The sequence below is a fragment of the Pseudomonas sp. Eqa60 genome (assembly GCF_018326405.1).
Taxonomy (GTDB): Bacteria; Pseudomonadota; Gammaproteobacteria; order Pseudomonadales; family Pseudomonadaceae; genus Aquipseudomonas; species Aquipseudomonas protegens.
Map to the genome: position 1 here is coordinate 64614 of NZ_AP024342.1, position 17826 is coordinate 82439.

The window sequence follows — 17826 nt, forward strand, 5'->3', positions numbered from 1 at the left end:
CGCCCTACCAGGGCGCGTGGGAGACCAGCTGGCCGCTGAAGAAACCCCAGGCGATCAAGCCGACGGTGACCACGGCCAGCGCGACCCGAATGCTCAGTGAGGTCACCAGGCGCTTGGATGAACTGTCGTCCTTGACCAGAAAGAACAGGCCGCTGAACAGGCTGACAACCGTGGCAATCAGCATCAGGACGATGGCTGCTTTGAGCATGGTGGGACTCCGGGGGAAACGCGATGTACAGCAGTATAGCGAGTGGATTTCTCAGCCTTGCAGGCCAGCCATGAAGGGCTTCCGGCCGGGCATCGGGCCGACCCTGGTGGTGCTTTTGCTGCTGCCGGTGCTGGTTGCCCTGGGCTTCTGGCAACTGGGCCGGGGCGAGCAGAAGCGCCAGTTGCTGGCCAGCTACGCCGAGCGCCGTGCGGCGGAGCCGGTGGCCCTGTTCGAGCTGTTGGCCAGCGAGGATCCGGCTTTTCGCCGGGTACGCCTGCACGGTCATTTCGATGCCGACCACAGCCTGTTGCTGGATAACCGCCTGCATGACGGCAAGGTCGGGGTCGAGCTGCTGCAACCCTTCCTCGACCAGGCCAGCGGTCGCTGGCTGCTGGTCAACCGCGGCTGGCTGCCCTGGCCCGACCGGCGCACGCCTCCCGTATTCAGCACCCCGCAGCAGAGCCTGAGCCTGGATGCCTGGGTCTACGTTTCGCCGGGCGCGGCATTCCAGCTGCACGCCGACCCCAGCGGCGCGAGCTGGCCGCGGCTGATTACCGCCGTGGGTCCACAGGCGCTCTGGGCCGAGCTGGGCCGCAGCGGTTTCGACCATGAAGTGCGCCTGGAGTCGGGCCCGGGTGCCTACCTGACCGAATGGCCGGTGGTCGCCATGGGCCCGGAAAAACACCAGGCCTATGCGGTGCAGTGGTTCGCCATGGCCCTGGCGCTGTTCGCTCTCTATCTCTATTTCGGCTGGCACAACACTCGGGAGAAACGCCATGGGAACGGCCATGAATCCACCCAACATCTCTGACGCCCAGGCGCCCAACCGGCGGCGCGGCCGCTGGCAACTGGTGCTGATCCTGCTGATGGTGATCGGCCCGATGATCCTTGCCACCGGCATGTACAAGCTGCAGTTCTGGGTACCGGAAAGCCGCAGCTATCACGGCGAGCTGATCGGCAATGGCCAGACCCGCGCCCAGATCGGCGTGCAGGCCGAGGAGGATCGCTGGCAGGTTCTGGTCACCGCGCCCGGGGAGTGCGCAGTGGATTGCCAGCAACTGGTGTACCTGGCGCGGCAGATCCAGATCGCCCTGGGCCGTGATGCCTCGCGGGCCAGCCATGCCCTGGCCAGCGCCCGGCCCCTGAGCGCCGAATACGAAGCCAAGCTGCAGCGTGAATACCCGCAACTGCAACGCTACCCCCTGGACCTGGCGACCTTCACCAAGGGCGCCAACGACAAGGAGGCGCCGCAGCTGTGGATCGTCGACCCCCACAGCAACCTGGTGCTGCGCTATGACGCCCGGGTCAAGGGCAAGGACCTGCTCAACGACCTGCGCCACCTGCTGAAACTGTCGAACATCGGATAAGGGCATCGTCATGGCCAAACCTGGATTTCGCCTCGCGTTGTTTGCCACCTTGCTGGCCCTGATCGTGGTGCTGCTCGGCGCCTACACCCGGCTGACCCATGCCGGCCTCGGCTGCCCGGACTGGCCCGGCTGCTACGGCTTTATCAGCGTGCCGAAAAGCGAAGCCCAGTTGGCCCATGCCGAGCTGCATTTTCCCGATACCCCGGTGGAGGCCCACAAGGGCTGGAACGAGATGATCCACCGATACTTCGCCGGTACCCTGGGGCTGCTGATCGTGCTCCTGGCGGCCCGGGCCTGGACCCATCGCCGGCATCCGGGGCAGCCCCTGAAGCTACCGCTGTTCCTCCTGGCAGTGGTGTTCGCCCAGGCGGCCTTCGGCATGTGGACAGTGACCCTCAAGCTCTGGCCGCAAGTGGTCACCGCGCACCTGCTGGGCGGTTTCGCCACCCTGAGCCTGTTGTTCCTGCTGACCTTGCGCCTGTCCGGGGTATTGCCGGCGCTGATCGTGCCGCGGCGCTTGCAGTACTGGGCCACCGCCGGGCTGGTGCTGGTGATCGGGCAGATCGCCCTGGGTGGCTGGGTCAGTTCCAACTACGCGGCGGTGGCCTGTATCGACCTGCCCACCTGCCATGGCCAGTGGTGGCCGAACATGGACTTCGCCAACGGCTTCCACCTGACCCAGCACATCGGCCCCAACTACCTGGGCGGGCAACTGGACAGCGATGCCCGCACCGCCATCCACATGACCCACCGGGTTGGCGCGGTGCTGGTGACCCTGGTGTTGCTGGGCCTGGCCTGGCAGCTGCGGCAGACCGGCATGACCCGCCTGGCCGGGCTGGTGCTGGTGGCGCTGGGCGCGCAGGTCAGCCTGGGCCTGAGCAACGTGTTCTTTCATTTGCCACTGCCGGTGGCCGTGGCCCACAACGCCGGGGGGGCGGCGCTGCTGCTGACCCTGGTGCTGGTCAACTACCACGCCCGTACCAGCCTGGTACGGGCCCGGGATCGCCTGCCCCTGGGCTGGCGGCTCAGCCCGCGTAAACAGATGGCGGGTCCCATCACCATCAAAGGAGAGATGCCATGGCGACTCTGATCAGCGAACGTCAGCATCCCCAGGCGATCTGGCGCGATTACCTGGAGCTGACCAAACCCAAGGTGGTGGTGCTGATGCTGATCACCTCGCTGGTGGGCATGTTCCTCGCCACCCGCGCTGGGGTTCCGTGGACCGTGCTGGTGTTCGGCAACCTGGGCATTGCCCTGTGCGCGGGTGGCGCGGCGGCGGTCAACCATGTGGTGGACCGGCGCATCGACGCGCTGATGGCCCGGACCCACAAGCGGCCCCTGGCCGAAGGCCGGGTATCGCCACGAGCGGCGCTGGCCTTTGCCCTGCTCCTGGCGCTAGCCGGGCAGGCGCTGCTGCTGACCTTCACCAACCCACTCACGGCCTGGCTGACCCTGGCCTCGCTGCTGGGCTATGCGGTGGTCTACACCGGGTTTCTGAAGCGCGCGACGCCGCAGAACATCGTGATCGGCGGGCTGGCCGGCGCGGCTCCACCGTTGCTGGGCTGGGTCGCCGCCACCGGGCACATGAGCGCCGAACCGCTGCTGCTGGTGCTGATCATCTTCGCCTGGACCCCGCCGCACTTCTGGGCCCTGGCCATCCACCGCAAAGAGGAGTACGCCAAGGCCGATATCCCGATGCTGCCGGTCACCCATGGCGAGCACTACACCAAGGTGCACATCCTGCTCTACACCTTTGCCCTGCTGGCGGTGAGCCTGCTGCCCTATGTCATCCACATGAGTGGCGTGCTGTACCTGGTGTGTGCCCTGGCCCTGGGCGGGCGCTTCCTGCAATGGGCCTGGGTGCTGTACCGTGGCACTCGGCCGCACGCGGCGATCAACACCTTCAAGTACTCTATTTATTACTTGTTCCTGCTGTTCATCGCCCTGCTCGTAGACCACTACCTATTGTTGAACCTATGACTCGAACTCAGAAAACCGTCTTTATTCTCGTTGCCCTGGTGGCCCTGGTGCTGGGGCTTACCGTCAACAAAGTACTGTCCGGCAAGGGTCAGGGCGACCCCACTGCACTGATCGATGCGGGCATCATCCTGCTGCCGCAAAGCCGTACCCTGCCTGCGGTGAAGATGGTCGATCAGGACGGCCAGCCAGTGGTGATCGACGAGCTGAAGGGCAAATGGTCGCTGCTGTTCTTCGGCTACACCTTCTGCCCGGACATCTGCCCCACCACCCTGGCGCAGTTGCGGCAGATCAAGAGCGAGCTGCCCAAGGAAGCGGTGGACAAGCTGCAGGTGGTCCTGGTCAGCGTCGACCCCAACCGTGATACCCCGCAGCAGCTCAAGCAGTACCTGGGCTACTTCGACAAGGACTTCAAGGGCCTGACCGCCTCCTCGGTGGAAGACCTGCAGAAGCTCGCCAACGCCGTGAGCATTCCCTTCATCCCGGCCGATACCAGCAAGCCCAACTACACCGTGGACCACAGCGGCAACCTGGCGGTGATCGGCCCGGACGGTACCCAGCGCGGTTTCATCCGTGCTCCGCTGAACAACCAGAAGCTGGTGGCCCAACTGCCTGTGATGCTGCAGCGCAAATAACGCTACATGCTCGAACCGCCGAACCGCCGAACCGCCGAACCGCCGAACCGCCGAACCGCCGAACCCTGTAGCCGCTGCCGCAGGCTGCGATCGGCCTCGAAGAGGACGCGCTCCTGAGGCCCTCGGAAGACGCTGGGCGCCTTATCCCGGCCTTCGGCAGCGGCTACAACGAAACGGGGCGCCCCAAGGCGCCCCGTTTGTGTTTCTGCAACCGATCAGAACGCCGGCACGATGGCGCCTTTGTACTTCTCGAGAATGAACTGCTTCACTTCAGGGCTGTGCAGGGCCGCGACCAGCTTCTTCATGGCGTCCGAATCCTTGTCGTCAGGACGGGCCACCAGGATGTTCACGTAAGGCGAATCCTTGCCTTCGATCACCAGGGCGTCCTTGGAAGGATCCAGCTTGGCTTCCAGGGCATAGTTGGTGTTGATCAGCGCCAGGTCGACCTGGGTCAGCACGCGCGGGATGGTGGCGGCTTCCAGTTCACGGAACTTCAGGTCCTTTGGGTTCTCGGTGATGTCCTTGATGGTGGCCAGGATGTTGTTGGAATCCTTGAGCTTGATCAGGCCGGCCTTGTCCAGCAGCAACAGCGCGCGGCCGCCGTTGGTGGCGTCGTTGGGGATCACCACGGTGGCGCCGCCCGGCAGTTCGGAGAGCTGCTTGTACTTGCTGGAATAGGCACCCAGGGGCTCGACGTGAACACCGGCAACGTTCACCAGCTGGGTGCCCTTGGCCTTGTTGAACTCATCCAGGTAGGGCTGGTGCTGGAAGAAGTTGGCGTCCAGGCGCTTTTCGGCGACTTGCACGTTGGGCTGCACGTAGTCGGTGAAGACCTTGACCTTCAGGTCCACGCCTTCCTTGGCCAGGGCCGGTTTGACGAATTCCAGGATCTCGGCGTGGGGCACTGGTGTGGCGGCCACGGTCAGGGTTTCGGCGGCGTGCGCGGAGAACGCGGCAACGGCTGCGAAAGCGACGAGTAGTTTTTTCATCCAACAAGCTCCTTGTAAGTCGCCCGACCCCGGGCGCCTGCCGGCCTGGGCCGGCAATTTTATTTGCGGGAAAAGTGCACCACCAGCTTGTCGCCGACGGTTTGCAGAACCTGGACCAGCACCAGCAGCAACACCACGGTCACCACCATCACATCGGTCTGGAAGCGCTGGTAGCCGAAGCGGATCGCCAGGTCGCCCAGGCCACCGGCCCCCACCACGCCGGCCATGGCGGTGTAGGACACCAGGGTAATGGCAGTCACGGTGATAGCGGCAAAGATGCCCGGGCGGGCTTCCGGGAGCAAGGCATTGGTAATGATCTGCCGGGTGCTGGCACCCATGGACTGGGTGGCCTCGATGATGCCGCGATCCACTTCGCGCAGGGCGGTTTCCACCAGCCGGGCAAAGAACGGCGTGGCGCCGACCACCAGCGGTGGAATGGCCCCGGCAACCCCCAGCGATGTGCCGGTGATCAGTACGGTGAAGGGAATCATCACGATCAGCAGAATGATGAACGGCAGCGAACGCAGGATGTTGACCACCAGCGACAGCAGCGCATACAGCGACTTCTGCTCCAGCAGTTGGCGCGGGCTGCAGAGGAACAGCAGCACGCCCAGTGGCAGGCCCAGCAGTACGGTGAACAGCAGCGAGCCGCCGAGCATCATCAGGGTGTCGCCGGTGGCCAGCCAGATTTCCAGCCAGTCGATGTTGGCGAAGAAGGTATCCATCAGCGCAGCACCTCCATGTGGACATCCGCCGCGGTGAAGCGGGCGAAGGCCGCTTCCATGTCACCGCCGGTGATGGCCAGGGTCAGTTGCCCATAAGGGGTGTCCTTGATGCGGTCGATGCGTCCGGCGAGGATGCTGTAGTCGACCCCGGTCTCCCGGGCCACGGTGCCCAGCAGCGGCGCGTAGGTGGAATCGCCCTGGAAGGTCAGGCGCACGATGCGCCCCGGTACGTGGGCGAAGTCGTCGCGCTGCTCGTTCTCGTCGATCTGCTCGTCTTCCTGGACGAAGCGCCGGGTGGTCGGGTGCTTGGGGTGCAGGAACACGTCGGCCACCGGGCCCTGTTCGACGATCACGCCGGCGTCCATCACCGCCACCTGGTCACAGACGCGACGGATCACGTCCATCTCGTGGGTGATCAGGACGATGGTCAGGTTCAGCTCGCGGTTGATCTCGGCCAGCAGTTGCAGGACCGAGGCGGTGGTCTGCGGGTCCAGGGCGCTGGTGGCCTCGTCGCACAGCAGGATCTTCGGCTTGGTGGCCAGGGCGCGGGCGATGCCGACGCGCTGCTTCTGGCCGCCGGACAGCTGCGCCGGGTATTTCTTCGCGTGGTCGGCCAGGCCGACCCGGTCCAGCAGCTCGGCCACCCGGCGGTCGATGTCGCTGCGCGACAGCTCGCCGGCCAGGGTCAGGGGCAGGGCGACGTTGTCGGCCACGGTCTTGGACGACAGCAGGTTGAAGTGCTGGAAGATCATGCCGACCTGCTGGCGGAAGCGGCGCAGGCCACTGGCGTCCAGGGCGGTGACGTCTTCGTCGTCGACGACGATGGTGCCGCCACTGGGGTTTTCCAGGCGGTTGATCAGGCGCAGCAGAGTACTTTTACCCGCACCGGAGTGGCCGATCAGGCCGAACACCTGGCCATTCTCGACCCGAAGGCTGGTCGGGTGCAGGGCGGGAATATCCTTACCGGCGACCCGGTAGGTTTTATGGACGTTTTGAAACTCGATCACGTAGCGAACCTTGTGGGGCGCGTTAGAAAAGGATCAGCGGTTAGCCGGGCGCGCATTTTAGCCTGTCCGTATAGAGGTTCTTAGCATTTATTTCGCAATCATCCTGCCATTTGGCAATAACGCGATCAAAGGTCATAAAAAAGGAACGCTCGCACCTTCTCGTCAGTCACTAGTTAAGTCACTCGAAAGCCGCCAGGTGCCGTGCCTGGAGGCCTTTGCCCACGAAGCCCCGGCACGCCAGGGATTTCGCCAACGAGGAGTTTTGCCTGATGAGCACGAAGAAGCCCGATACCCCAAAAAGCCAGATGGCCGGGACCGACACCCTGGACCGCGGCAACAGCAACAGCAAGCTCAAGAGCCTGGAGACGTTCCGCTCCGACGCCACCGGGCAGGCCCTGCGGACCAACCAGGGGGTGAAGATCGCCGACAACCAGAACACCCTCAAAGCCGGTGCTCGTGGGCCTTCGCTGCTGGAAGACTTCATCATGCGGGAGAAGATCACCCACTTCGACCATGAGCGGATTCCCGAGCGCATCGTGCATGCCCGAGGGGTGGGAGCCCATGGTTACTTCCAGAGCTATGACAACCATTCGGCATTGACCAAGGCCGGTTTCCTGCGTGATCCGGGGAAGAAAACACCAGTGTTCGTACGCTTTTCCACGGTCCAGGGGCCAAGGGGCTCTGGCGACACCGTGCGTGACGTGCGCGGCTTTGCGGTGAAGTTCTTCACTGACGAAGGCAACTTCGACTTGGTGGGCAACAACATGCCGGTGTTCTTCATTCAGGACGCGATCAAGTTCCCCGATTTCGTACACGCCGTGAAACCCGAACCCCACAACGAAATACCCACCGGCGGCTCGGCCCATGACACCTTCTGGGACTTTGTCTCGCTGCAGCCGGAATCGGCGCACATGGTGATCTGGGCCATGTCCGACCGGGCCATTCCGAAAAGCCTGCGGGCCATGCAGGGCTTTGGCGTGCATACCTTTCGCCTGATCAACGCCCAGGGCCGGTCGAGCTTCGTCAAGTTCCACTGGCGGCCGACGGTGGGTACCTGTTCGCTGGTCTGGGATGAGGCGCAGAAGCTGGCGGGCAAGGACACCGACTTCCATCGCCGCGACCTGTGGGAATCGATCGAAGCCGGGGATTACCCGGAGTGGGAGTTCGGTGTACAGATCATCGCCGAGGAAGACGAGCACAACTTTGATTTCGACATCCTCGACCCGACCAAGCTGATTCCCGAGGAGCTGGTGCCGATCACGCCCCTGGGCAAGATGGTGCTGAACCGCAACCCGGACAACTATTTTGCCGAGACCGAGCAGGTCGCCTTCTGCCCGGGGCACATAGTGCCCGGGATCGACTTCTCCAACGACCCGCTGTTGCAAGGACGGCTGTTTTCCTACACCGATACCCAGATCAGCCGCCTGGGTGGGCCGAACTTCCACGAATTGCCGATCAATCGGCCGCTGGCGCCCTTCCACAACAGCCAGCGCGACGCCATGCACCGCATCACCCTGGACAAGGGCCGGGCCTCCTATGAGCCCAATTCCATCGACGGCGGCTGGCCCCGGGAAACCCCACCGGCGGCCGAGGATGGCGGCTTCGAGAGTTACAACGAGCGTATCGATGCGCACAAGATCCGCCAGCGCAGCGAATCGTTCAGCGACCATTTCTCCCAGGCGCGGCTCTTCTACAAGAGCATGAGCAAGCACGAGCAGGAGCACATCATCGCCGCCTACAGCTTTGAGCTGGGCAAGGTGGAACGTGAATGGATCCGCGAACGCCAGGTCAACGAGATTCTGGCCAACATCGACCTGCAACTGGCCGCGCGAGTGGCCGAGAACCTCGGGCTGGCGGCGCCGAAGAAAGCCACGGTGGCGGAGCGCAAGACTTCGCTCTCGCGCTCGCCGGCCCTGAGCCAGGCGAACCTGTTGCCGGGCAATATCAAAACCCGGAAGGTGGCGATTCTGGCGGCCAATGGCGTCAATGGTGCAGCGATCGATGCGCTGAAGAAGGCTCTCAAGGCCGAAGGAGCGCACGCCAAGCTACTGGGGTCGACCTCGGCGCCGGTCACCACGGCGGACGGCAAGAGCCTGCCGGTGGATGCGTCCATGGAGGGCTTGCCATCGGTGGCCTTCGATGCGGTGTTCGTGCCCGGAGGTGCGCAGTCGATCAAGGCCTTGAGCGGCAATGGCGTGGCCCTGCATTACTTGCTGGAGGCGTACAAGCACCTCAAGGCGATTGCCCTGCACGGCGATGCCCGGGAGCTGTTGCACAGCCTGCGGCTGGAGGCGGATGAAGGCTTGATCGTGGGGGCCGATGCCAAGGCGCTGAAGGCATTCATTGCCGCCATCGCTCAGCATCGGGTCTGGAGCCGAGAGGAAAAGGCCAAGGCAATCCCGGCCTGAACACTTTCTCCGACAAGCCTGCTCCGTGTAGGAGCCGGCTTGCCGGCGAAGGCTTTACTGCGCCTTGCGCGGAGTCAGCACCATCTGCGCCGGTACATGGCGCACGATTTGCCGACTGATCTTCTGTTCAAAGTCCGGGTCGAGCTTCTTCACCCGCTTGCCGAGCAGGGTCGATAGCCAGGGGTAATCCTCGGTGCGTGGTACCTGGATGCTCACGTCGCACTGGTAATTCACTACATCGGCGGCCAGGGCATCGAGTTGGTGCCGCAGCTTGCGGATATCAGTGACGTTCAAGGCGACGGTGGTGCTCTCGGCGGTCGGATCGATCAGCTTGGCCGCAGGGCGCGCTTCGGCGGCCTTCAGGGCGGCTTCGGCCTTGTCCAGCTCCGCCTTGCGGGCGTGGGCAATGGCATTGTTGACCCCACCGGTCAGCGCCGGAGCCTTGGGCATCAGTGCCCGGGCACGGCTCAGGGCCGTGGCTGCGGCGTTCACATCGCCCTTCTGCAGGACGATCTGGCTGCGCTGCAGATAGGCTTCGGCCAACTGCCGCTGGTACTGCACCAGTTGCGGGTCGTCGGGCGTCTGCGCCTGCAAGGCGCTGAGTTGATCTTCCGCGGTGGCCAGTTCGCTGCTGGCGATGTTTTGTTCCAGCTGCGCGATGGCCGTGGCCCGTGCATCAGGGACCTCGGTGGCCGCTGGTGGCGTGCTTTGGCAGGCTCCCAGTAGCAGGGAAAATGCGACAAGGAGCAGATAACGGGAGGCGAACGGCTTCATTCCTGCGACTCTCTAATTGCGCAAAAAGCGAGCAAGTCTACACCCCTCGACGGGGCAGAACAAAACTCAGCAGAAACAGTGTGGCGGCGGTGACCACGATCGACGGCCCGGCCGGTGTGTCCTTGAACCAGGACAGCGCCAGCCCGCCGCACACCGCGAGCATGCCCAGCAGGCTGGCGCCCAGGGCCATCTGCTCCGGCGAGCGGGCGTGACGCTGTGCCGCAGCGGCCGGGATGATCAACAGCGAAGTGATCAGCAACACCCCGACAATCTTCATGGCCACGGCAATCACCACGGCGATCAGCAGCATCAGCGCCAGGCGCAGCGAGGCCACAGGCAGGCCTTCGACCCTGGCCAGCTCCTCGTGCACGGTGATCGCCAGCAAGGGGCGCCACAGCGCCACCAGCAGCAACAGCACCGCCGCGCTACCGCCGAGAATCCACGCCAGGTCGCCCGGGCTGATCGCCAGCAGGTCACCGAACAGGTAGGCCATCAGGTCGATTCGCACTTCATGCATGAAGCTTAGTACCACCAGGCCCAGAGACAGGGTGCTGGGTGCAAGAATCCCCAGCAGCGTGTCGGAAGCCAGGGGTTGGCGCTGTTGCAGGGTCACCAGCAGCACCGCCAGCAGCAGGCAGCCGACCGTGACCGCTACCGCCGGGCTGACATCCAGCAGAAAGCCCAGGGCCACGCCGAGCAGCGCGGCGTGGGACAAGGTGTCGCCGAAATAGGCCATGCGACGCCAGACCACAAAGGACCCCAAGGGGCCGGCAACCACCGCCAGGGCCAGGCCTGCGAGCAGGGCGTAGAGCAGAAAATCAGCCATGCTTGCAGTTTTCTCCATGGACATGGGCGTGGCCCGAAGCGGGCTGGGTGACGACCGAACCATGCAGGTCGTGGGCATGGTCGTGATGGTGGTGGTAGATCGCCAGGCTCGGTGCGTTCTTGCCGAACAGCTCGACGAAGGCCGGGTCGCCGCTGACCTGCTCGGGGTGGCCAGAGCAGCAGACGTGGCGATTGAGGCAGACCACCTGATCGGTGGTGCTCATCACCAGGTGCAGGTCGTGGGAGACCATCAGCACGCCGCAGCCGTGACGGTCGCGCAGGCGGGTAATCAGGCTGTAGAGCTCGGCCTGGCCGGCCACGTCGACGCCTTGCACCGGTTCATCGAGCACCAGCAGCTCCGGCTCGCGCAGCAGCGCCCGGGCCAGCAGCACACGCTGCATCTCGCCACCGGAGATGCTCTGCACCGGGCTGTCGATCACCTGCTCGGCACCTACTTCCTTGAGCGCTGCCAGCGCCCGGGTACGGTCCACTCCCGGCACCAGGCGCAGAAAGCGCAGCACCGACAGCGGCAAGGTCGGGTCGACATGAAGCTTCTGCGGCATGTAGCCCACCCGCAGTTTGGGCTTGCGCCAGACACTGCCGGTGTCGGGCTTGAGCAGGCCGAGCACGGCGCGCACCAGCGTGGTCTTGCCGGCGCCATTGGGGCCGATCAGGGTGACGATCTGGCCGGGTTCAACGCTGAGCTGGATGTTCTCCAGCACGTTCTGCCCGGCAAAGGTCACCCCGACCTGCTCGAGGCGGATCAACGCATTGCTCATCAAGCCCCCTGGCAGCCCGAGCAGAGCCCGACCACTTCGACGGTCTGGCCCTCGACCACGAAGCCGACGTCGCGGGCGCTGCTGATGATGGCGTCGCTGATGGATTTCTGTTCCAGCTCGATGGCGGCGTGGCATTCGCGGCAGATCAGGAACTGGCCCTGGTGCGCGTGCTCGGGGTGGTTGCAGCCGACAAAGGCATTGAGCGAGGCGATGCGGTGCACCAGGCCGTTTTCCAGGAGGAAATCCAGCGCCCGGTAAACCGTTGGCGGGGCGGCGCGACGGCCGTCCTGCTCGCTGAGCACGGCCAGGATGTCGTAGGCCCCCAGGGGCTTATGGCTTTGCCACACCAGCTCCAGCACCCGCCGGCGCAGGGCGGTCAGGCGCAGGCCTTGCCGTGCGCACAGGGCGTCGGCCTCAGACAGTGCGCTGTGTACGCAGTGAGAGTGGTCGTGTGGACGGCTGGCAAGGGGTGTTTTAGGCATGAGCGGCGACGAGGTTTGTGAGAGACGTTATTATGTTACCCGTTCTCGCCTCCTCGAGTGTCCATCGTGCCCAGACTTTTTCGCCTTTTTGTCGCTTTTACCTTCAGCCTGTTCGCGATCGGCTCGGCCCAGGCCGAAGTGCGGGTGCTGACCAGCATCAAGCCGCTGCAACTGATTGCCGCCGCCGTGCAGGATGGCGTGGCGGTTCCCGAGGTGCTGCTGCCGCCCGGAGCTTCCCCGCACAACTACGCGCTGCGCCCTTCGGACGTGCGCAAGGTGCAGAGTGTGGACCTGCTGTACTGGATCGGCCCGGACATGGAAGGCTTCCTGCCGCGGGTGCTGAAGGGCCGTAGCCTGCCCTCGGTGGCGGTACAGGACCTGCCGGGCATGAAACTCCGGCACTTTGCCGAAGATAGCCACTCCCACGCTGAAGATGCCGACGAACATGACCATGATCATCGCCCCGGCACCCTGGACGCGCACCTCTGGCTGTCGCCGGTCAATGCCCGGGTGATCGCCACCCGCATGGCCGCGGACCTGAGCGCCGCCGACCCGGCCAATGCCGCCCGCTACCAGAGCAACCTGAAGGCGTTCAGCGAGCGTCTGGATGCCCTGGATGCCCGCTTGAAAGCCCGCCTGGCGGGGATCGCCGGCAAGTCTTACTTCGTGTTCCACGAAGCTTTCGACTACTTCGAGGACGCCTACGGCCTCAAGCACGCCGGGGTGTTCAGCGTGGCAGCGGAAGTCCAGCCGGGGGCCCAGCACGTCGCCGCCATGCGCGCGCGCTTGCAGCAGGTGGGCAAGACCTGTGTATTCAGCGAGCCGCCCCTGCGCCCACGCCTGGCGGAAACCCTGGTGGCCGGCCTGCCGGTGAAACTGGCGGAGCTGGATGCGTTGGGCGGTTACACGCCGGCAACCGCTCAAGGCTATGAGCAGGTGCTGGAGAAGTTGGGGAATGATCTGGCGGGCTGCTTGGAGCAGCTTTAAGCGGGGATTGTTGCGCGAGGGCTTTCGCGGGCAAGCCCGCTCCTACAGGTTGAGCGTATCTCTGTAGGAGCGGGCTTGCCCGCGAAGCGTTTTACAGGGCGAACGGCAGCGCGATGCTGACCTGTTGCCGCTGCGCCAGGCGCTGCTGGAACTCCATCGGATCGTGAATCAGCACGTCCTGCCCGGCGAAGCTCTCGGCGGCGATCAGCCGCGATAGCCAGAAGCGCACGCAGGCTACCCGCAGCAGGGTCGGCCAGAGTTCGGCCTCTGCCGCAGTGAACGGGCGCAGCGCCGCGTAGGCGCCCAGCAGGGCTCGGGCCCGTTGGCCGTCGAGTACGCCTTCATCGTCGGAGCACCAGTCATTCAGGGCGATCGCCACGTCGTAGAGCATCGGTCCCGAACAGGCGTTGTAGAAGTCGATCAGGCCGGTCAGGTGGGTGCCTTCGAACATGGCGTTGTCGCGAAACAGATCGGCGTGGATGTTGGCCCGGGGCAGGGCGAGGATCTTCATCTTCTGAGCGGCGATTTCATCCAGGGCCCGTTGCAGCAGGTCTTGGGCCGTGGGGGCCAGGTGCGACAGCAGTTGCCTGCCCTCTTCCTGCATCCAGTCCAGGCCGCGATCGGTCTTGCGCTTGATCATGTGGTCCTTGGTGGCCACGTGCAGGTGGCCGAGCAGCTCACCGACCTGGGCACAGTGCTGGGCGTTGGCCTGCTTGATGTGCTTGCCCGCCAGCCGCGGTTGCAGCAGCGCCGGCTTGCCCGCCAGTTCGCGCAGGGCGACGCCGTCGGTGGTGCGCAGGGCATAGGGCACTGGCAGGTTGGCCTGGTGCAGCACGTCCAGCAGTTCAATGAAGAACGGCATTTCCTGGACCGGGCCACGTTCCACCAGGGTCAGGACGAACTCGCCCCGTTCCAGGCTGATGAAGAAGTTGGTGTTTTCGCTACCAGCGGCGATCCCCTGGAAATCAAGCAGGCGGCCGAGCCCATACGGGGCGAGAAAGGTTTCCAGCTCGGGCCGAGCCAGGGGGGTGAACACAGACATGGTTAAAAACTGCCAGTACGGGCGCTGCTATCCAGCCAGCGCCATTGAGTTGAAGTCGGAGTGGTTTACCACTCAAAGATTTTCCACGAAGGGATCAGCATATCCGGCTGATCCGAACGGATGAAGTTGCCGTCCGAGCCATCGGCACGCACCAGGAAGTAGGGTTTGCCGCCCTTTGGCGTGATCTTGATGGCATACAGGAAGCCATTTTGCCGGTATTCCTGGATGGTCTTGTCGCCTTCCGTGCGAATGGTTACTTCCGGGTCCGCTGATGGCGCATCTTCTGCGGCGATCGCGGCCAATGGAGCGATTGCAATCAAGCCGGTCAGCAGCAAGCGATTTAGTGTGCGCATGATAACCTTGTCCCTTTGTCGTCAACGGTCCCGCTATTCTAGCGCCGGACCCGCCGAAAAGGTTGATCCCGCTCATGAGCCAAGCCCCCCTCGTCCTGGTGGACGGTTCTTCATATCTGTACCGCGCGTTCCACGCGCTGCCTCCGCTGACCACCTCCAAAGGCCTGCCTACCGGCGCGGTCAAGGGCGTGTTGAACATGCTCAAGAGCCTGCGCAAACAGTACCCGGACAGCCCGTTCGCCGTGGTCTTCGATGCCAAGGGCGGGACCTTCCGCGATGACATGTATGCCGAATACAAGGCCAACCGTCCGAGCATGCCCGACGACATGCGGGTGCAGATCGAGCCGTTGCACGCCAGCGTGATCGCCCTGGGTTTCCCCTTGTTGTGCGTGGAAGGGGTCGAGGCCGATGACGTGATCGGCACCCTGGCCCGCAGCAGCGCGGCAGCGGACCGCCCGGTGGTGATTTCCACTGGCGACAAGGACATGGCACAGCTGGTGGACGGGCACATTACCCTGGTCAACACCATGTCCGGTAGCAGCATGGACGTGGAAGGCGTGAAGGAGAAATTCGGCGTCGCTCCCGAGCAGATCATCGATTACCTGGCGCTGATGGGCGACTCTTCCGACAACATTCCCGGGGTGCCGGGCATTGGTCCGAAGACCGCTTCCGGCCTGCTGGTCGGGGTCAATGGCGGGTTGAAGGAGCTGTACGAACAGCTCGATATCGTACCGACCCTGCCGATCCGCGGGGCCAAGACCTTGCCGGCCAAGCTCGAAGAACACAAGGAAATGGCCTTCCTCTCCTATCAGTTGGCGACCATCAAGGTCGACGTGCCGCTGGATGTCGGGCTCGACGACCTGCACCTGGGCGAGCCGGACCGCGAGAAGCTGGTGGAGCTCTACAGCCTGCTGGAGTTCAAGAGCTGGCTCGACGAGTTGCAGCGCGATGCCAAGCGTGTCGAGCTCAGCGGCGCTGAGGCGACACCCGCCGCCGTGCCGCCGCCGCAGACTGTGGAGCAAGCTCCGCTGGAGCTGCAGTACGAAACCATCCTCGACCAGGAGCGTTTCGATGCCTGGCTGGAGAAGCTCAAGGGCGCCAAGCTGATTGCCTTCGACACCGAAACCACCGGGATCGATGCGCAGCAGGCGCAACTGGTGGGCCTGTCCTTCTCGGTCAAGGCCGGCGAAGCGGCCTATGTTCCCCTGACCCACTCCTACATGGGCGCGCCGGCACAGCTGGATCGCGACAGCGTACTGCTGGCCCTCAAGCCCTTGCTGGAAGATCCCAAGCTGCTCAAGGTCGGCCAGCACGCCAAGTTCGACATGAACATCCTGGCCAACTGCGCCATCGGCGGCGACCAGGCCAATGGCATCACTGTGCGCGGCGTGGCCTTCGATACCATGCTCGAATCCTACGTGCTCAACTCCACCGCCACCCGCCATGACATGGACAGCCTGGCGCAGAAGTACCTGGACCACAGCACTGTGAGTTTCCAGGACATCGCTGGCAAGGGTGCCAAGCAGTTGACCTTCGACCAGATTCCTCTTGAGCAGGCCGGCCCCTACGCCGCGGAAGATGCCGACGTGACCCTGCGCCTGCACCAGGTCCTGTTCGACAAGCTGACCGCGATACCGAGCCTGGCCAGCGTGCTCACCGATATCGAAATGCCTTTGGTGCCGGTCCTGGCGCGCATCGAGCGCCAGGGAGCACTGGTGGACGACAAGCTCCTGGGAGTGCAGAGCATCGAACTGGGGGACAAGATGGTCGCCCTGGAGCGCGAAGCCTTCGAGATCGCCGGCGAGGAGTTCAACCTGGGCTCGCCCAAGCAGCTGGGCAGCATCCTCTACGACAAGCTCGGCCTGCCGGTGCTGAAAAAGACTGCCAAGGGCCAGCCATCCACGGCTGAAGAGGTGCTGGCCAAGCTGGCGGAAGACGACTATCCGCTGCCGCGGGTGCTGATGCAGTACCGTTCCATGAGCAAGCTGAAAAGCACCTATACCGACCGCCTGCCGGAGCAGATCAACCCGCGTACCGGGCGCATCCATACCTCCTATCATCAGGCGGTAGCGTCCACCGGCCGGCTGTCCTCCAGCGATCCGAACCTGCAGAACATTCCGGTACGTACCGCTGAAGGCCGGCGCATTCGCCAGGCCTTCATCGCGCCGCCAGGCTACAAGCTGCTGGCAGCGGACTATTCGCAGATCGAGTTGCGGATCATGGCGCACCTGTCCCGCGATGAAGGTTTGCTCAACGCCTTCCGCAACAACCTGGACGTGCACACCGCCACGGCGGCCGAGGTGTTCAAGGTCGAGCTCAAGGACGTCACTTCCGATCAGCGCCGCAGCGCCAAGGCCATCAACTTCGGCCTGATCTACGGTATGGGCGCGCAGAAGCTGGGCAAGGACATCGGTGTCGATACCAAGCAGGCCAAGGCCTATATCGACACCTACTTCGCGCGTTACCCGGGGGTTCGCGAGTACATGGACCGCACCCGCGCCCAGGCCGCGGACCAGGGTTATGTCGAGACCATCTTCGGTCGCCGCCTGTACCTGCCGGAGATCAACTCCAACAAGCCACAGGAGCGCGCCGGCGCCGAACGCACCGCGATCAATGCGCCGATGCAGGGCACCGCGGCAGATATCATCAAGAAAGCCATGGTGGCCGTGGACAACTGGCTGGAGTCCTCGGGGCTGGATGCCCGAGTGATTCTCCAGGTGCACGACGAACTGGTGCTGGAAGTGCGCGAGGACCTGGTGGACCAGGTTCGTGAGGAAATTCGCGGGCACATGAGCGGTGCCGCGACCCTGGATGTGCCGCTATTGGTGGAAGTGGGGGTGGGAAATAACTGGGATGAGGCTCATTAAGGGCACTTTTCAGGTGTTTTTGCCGCGGCATAGTGTCGCGGCAAAAACTAGCGAAGAGCTATTAGCACCGAAAATTTCATCGATTATTGCCAATAGTTTTTGCAACCGGCCGGAACTAAATAGGTGAACGCCCACTCAGAGTTACTGAATGGCTGGTGAAGCCCTTCGATGCTCCTATGTTGTGTTAAGTGTTGGCAGATATCTGGACCCCGCCCTAGCGGTCTAGAACTTGAACCCCGAACTTCCCCCTCCCCATACGAAGTCCGGGGTTTTTTTTGCCTGAAAACCGCCTGGGAAATGATCATGCGGCGTTAAAAGCGCGGCGCGAAATGCTCATTTACAGCCAGTAAACTTCGCTTTCGCACCGCGCTTTTGCCTTGCCTGATCATCCCCCAGGCAAT

General features: G+C 63.9%; 18 protein-coding genes. 8 read left to right on the forward strand and 10 right to left on the reverse strand.

Annotated features, from left to right (window positions below):
* Positions 1-4: 4 nt before the first annotated feature.
* Complete coding sequence (locus KI242_RS00335; protein WP_011058453.1) at positions 5-208, reverse strand: twin transmembrane helix small protein; 204 nt, start codon at positions 206-208, stop codon at positions 5-7.
* Positions 209-278: 70 nt separating this feature from the next.
* Between KI242_RS00335 and KI242_RS00340 the strand changes: the two genes are divergently transcribed.
* Genes KI242_RS00340 through KI242_RS00360 form a run of 5 tightly spaced genes read left to right on the forward strand, consistent with a single transcriptional unit; the run spans position 279 to position 4187 of the window.
* On the forward strand, positions 279-1019 hold the full coding sequence (locus tag KI242_RS00340; RefSeq protein WP_011058454.1) for an SURF1 family protein: 741 nt from the start codon (positions 279-281) through the stop codon (positions 1017-1019).
* Positions 985-1575 carry a hypothetical protein gene (locus KI242_RS00345; protein ID WP_015633644.1) on the forward strand — a complete coding sequence of 197 codons (591 nt, stop codon included), beginning with the start codon at positions 985-987 and terminating at the stop codon, positions 1573-1575. The genes KI242_RS00340 and KI242_RS00345 overlap by 35 nt, the downstream gene beginning before the upstream one ends.
* A 10-nt stretch (positions 1576-1585) precedes the next feature.
* The gene (locus KI242_RS00350; protein WP_019095615.1) at positions 1586-2665 is read left to right on the forward strand and encodes a COX15/CtaA family protein; all 1080 of its coding nucleotides are present in this window, start codon (positions 1586-1588) and stop codon (positions 2663-2665) included.
* Positions 2653-3555 carry a heme o synthase gene (gene cyoE / locus KI242_RS00355; protein ID WP_011058457.1) on the forward strand — a complete coding sequence of 301 codons (903 nt, stop codon included), beginning with the start codon at positions 2653-2655 and terminating at the stop codon, positions 3553-3555. Before KI242_RS00350 ends, cyoE begins: the two co-directional genes overlap by 13 nt.
* Positions 3552-4187, forward strand: a complete 636-nt coding sequence (locus KI242_RS00360; RefSeq protein ID WP_015633647.1) for an SCO family protein — start codon at positions 3552-3554, stop codon at positions 4185-4187. Before cyoE ends, KI242_RS00360 begins: the two co-directional genes overlap by 4 nt.
* A gap of 215 nt (positions 4188-4402) precedes the next feature.
* On the opposite strand, the gene KI242_RS00365 is transcribed toward KI242_RS00360, so the two are convergent.
* From KI242_RS00365 to KI242_RS00375, 3 genes are read right to left on the reverse strand one after another with little or no spacing between them, the layout of a single operon-like run.
* Positions 4403-5176 (reverse strand): MetQ/NlpA family ABC transporter substrate-binding protein, encoded by a 774-nt coding sequence (locus KI242_RS00365; RefSeq protein ID WP_174395494.1) that lies wholly within the window; start codon positions 5174-5176, stop codon positions 4403-4405.
* Positions 5177-5235: 59 nt separating this feature from the next.
* A complete protein-coding gene (locus KI242_RS00370) occupies positions 5236-5901 on the reverse strand; it encodes a methionine ABC transporter permease (protein ID WP_011058460.1) in 666 nt (221 codons plus the stop codon).
* Positions 5901-6908 carry a methionine ABC transporter ATP-binding protein gene (locus KI242_RS00375; protein ID WP_011058461.1) on the reverse strand — a complete coding sequence of 336 codons (1008 nt, stop codon included), beginning with the start codon at positions 6906-6908 and terminating at the stop codon, positions 5901-5903. Before KI242_RS00375 ends, KI242_RS00370 begins: the two co-directional genes overlap by 1 nt.
* A gap of 215 nt (positions 6909-7123) precedes the next feature.
* On the opposite strand from KI242_RS00375, the gene katE reads away from it, so the two are divergent.
* Entirely contained in the window at positions 7124-9316 is a 2193-nt protein-coding gene (gene katE / locus KI242_RS00380) for a catalase HPII (RefSeq protein WP_280517143.1), read from the forward strand.
* 54 nt (positions 9317-9370) lie between these two features.
* Here katE and KI242_RS00385 read toward each other — a convergent pair whose 3' ends face one another.
* Genes KI242_RS00385 through zur form a run of 4 tightly spaced genes read right to left on the reverse strand, consistent with a single transcriptional unit; the run spans position 9371 to position 12176 of the window.
* On the reverse strand, positions 9371-10090 hold the full coding sequence (locus KI242_RS00385; RefSeq protein WP_041114991.1) for a PA5502 family lipoprotein: 720 nt from the start codon (positions 10088-10090) through the stop codon (positions 9371-9373).
* Between the two features lie 37 nt (positions 10091-10127).
* Entirely contained in the window at positions 10128-10916 is a 789-nt protein-coding gene (gene znuB, locus KI242_RS00390) for a zinc ABC transporter permease subunit ZnuB (protein ID WP_011058464.1), read from the reverse strand.
* Complete coding sequence (gene znuC, locus KI242_RS00395) at positions 10909-11694, reverse strand: zinc ABC transporter ATP-binding protein ZnuC (RefSeq protein ID WP_011058465.1); 786 nt, start codon at positions 11692-11694, stop codon at positions 10909-10911. The genes znuB and znuC overlap by 8 nt, the downstream gene beginning before the upstream one ends.
* The gene (zur, locus tag KI242_RS00400; RefSeq protein ID WP_011058466.1) at positions 11694-12176 is read right to left on the reverse strand and encodes a zinc uptake transcriptional repressor Zur; all 483 of its coding nucleotides are present in this window, start codon (positions 12174-12176) and stop codon (positions 11694-11696) included. The genes znuC and zur overlap by 1 nt, the downstream gene beginning before the upstream one ends.
* A gap of 66 nt (positions 12177-12242) precedes the next feature.
* Between zur and KI242_RS00405 the strand changes: the two genes are divergently transcribed.
* Complete coding sequence (locus KI242_RS00405; RefSeq protein WP_210671238.1) at positions 12243-13163, forward strand: zinc ABC transporter substrate-binding protein; 921 nt, start codon at positions 12243-12245, stop codon at positions 13161-13163.
* A gap of 91 nt (positions 13164-13254) precedes the next feature.
* Here KI242_RS00405 and KI242_RS00410 read toward each other — a convergent pair whose 3' ends face one another.
* A complete protein-coding gene (locus tag KI242_RS00410) occupies positions 13255-14205 on the reverse strand; it encodes a homoserine kinase (protein ID WP_123431164.1) in 951 nt (316 codons plus the stop codon).
* Between the two features lie 65 nt (positions 14206-14270).
* Entirely contained in the window at positions 14271-14558 is a 288-nt protein-coding gene (locus KI242_RS00415; protein WP_011058469.1) for a DUF2782 domain-containing protein, read from the reverse strand.
* Between the two features lie 74 nt (positions 14559-14632).
* Between KI242_RS00415 and polA the strand changes: the two genes are divergently transcribed.
* Complete coding sequence (gene polA / locus KI242_RS00420; protein ID WP_123431165.1) at positions 14633-17425, forward strand: DNA polymerase I; 2793 nt, start codon at positions 14633-14635, stop codon at positions 17423-17425.
* The last annotated feature ends 401 nt before the right edge of the window (positions 17426-17826 follow it).

What these genes read in the sequence shown, in the direction of transcription:
- cyoE (WP_011058457.1), top strand. Translation starts at nt 2,653, where the DNA reads ATGGCGACTCTGATCAGCGAACGTCAGCATCCCCAGGCGATCTGGCGC.
- znuC (WP_011058465.1), bottom strand. Translation starts at nt 11,694, where the DNA reads ATGAGCAATGCGTTGATCCGCCTCGAGCAGGTCGGGGTGACCTTTGCC.
- KI242_RS00345 (WP_015633644.1), top strand. Translation starts at nt 985, where the DNA reads ATGGGAACGGCCATGAATCCACCCAACATCTCTGACGCCCAGGCGCCC.
- KI242_RS00360 (WP_015633647.1), top strand. Translation starts at nt 3,552, where the DNA reads ATGACTCGAACTCAGAAAACCGTCTTTATTCTCGTTGCCCTGGTGGCC.
- KI242_RS00340 (WP_011058454.1), top strand. Translation starts at nt 279, where the DNA reads ATGAAGGGCTTCCGGCCGGGCATCGGGCCGACCCTGGTGGTGCTTTTG.
- KI242_RS00350 (WP_019095615.1), top strand. Translation starts at nt 1,586, where the DNA reads ATGGCCAAACCTGGATTTCGCCTCGCGTTGTTTGCCACCTTGCTGGCC.
- KI242_RS00365 (WP_174395494.1), bottom strand. Translation starts at nt 5,176, where the DNA reads ATGAAAAAACTACTCGTCGCTTTCGCAGCCGTTGCCGCGTTCTCCGCG.
- zur (WP_011058466.1), bottom strand. Translation starts at nt 12,176, where the DNA reads ATGCCTAAAACACCCCTTGCCAGCCGTCCACACGACCACTCTCACTGC.
- KI242_RS00385 (WP_041114991.1), bottom strand. Translation starts at nt 10,090, where the DNA reads ATGAAGCCGTTCGCCTCCCGTTATCTGCTCCTTGTCGCATTTTCCCTG.
- KI242_RS00415 (WP_011058469.1), bottom strand. Translation starts at nt 14,558, where the DNA reads ATGCGCACACTAAATCGCTTGCTGCTGACCGGCTTGATTGCAATCGCT.
- KI242_RS00370 (WP_011058460.1), bottom strand. Translation starts at nt 5,901, where the DNA reads ATGGATACCTTCTTCGCCAACATCGACTGGCTGGAAATCTGGCTGGCC.
- polA (WP_123431165.1), top strand. Translation starts at nt 14,633, where the DNA reads ATGAGCCAAGCCCCCCTCGTCCTGGTGGACGGTTCTTCATATCTGTAC.
- KI242_RS00335 (WP_011058453.1), bottom strand. Translation starts at nt 208, where the DNA reads ATGCTCAAAGCAGCCATCGTCCTGATGCTGATTGCCACGGTTGTCAGC.
- znuB (WP_011058464.1), bottom strand. Translation starts at nt 10,916, where the DNA reads ATGGCTGATTTTCTGCTCTACGCCCTGCTCGCAGGCCTGGCCCTGGCG.
- KI242_RS00410 (WP_123431164.1), bottom strand. Translation starts at nt 14,205, where the DNA reads ATGTCTGTGTTCACCCCCCTGGCTCGGCCCGAGCTGGAAACCTTTCTC.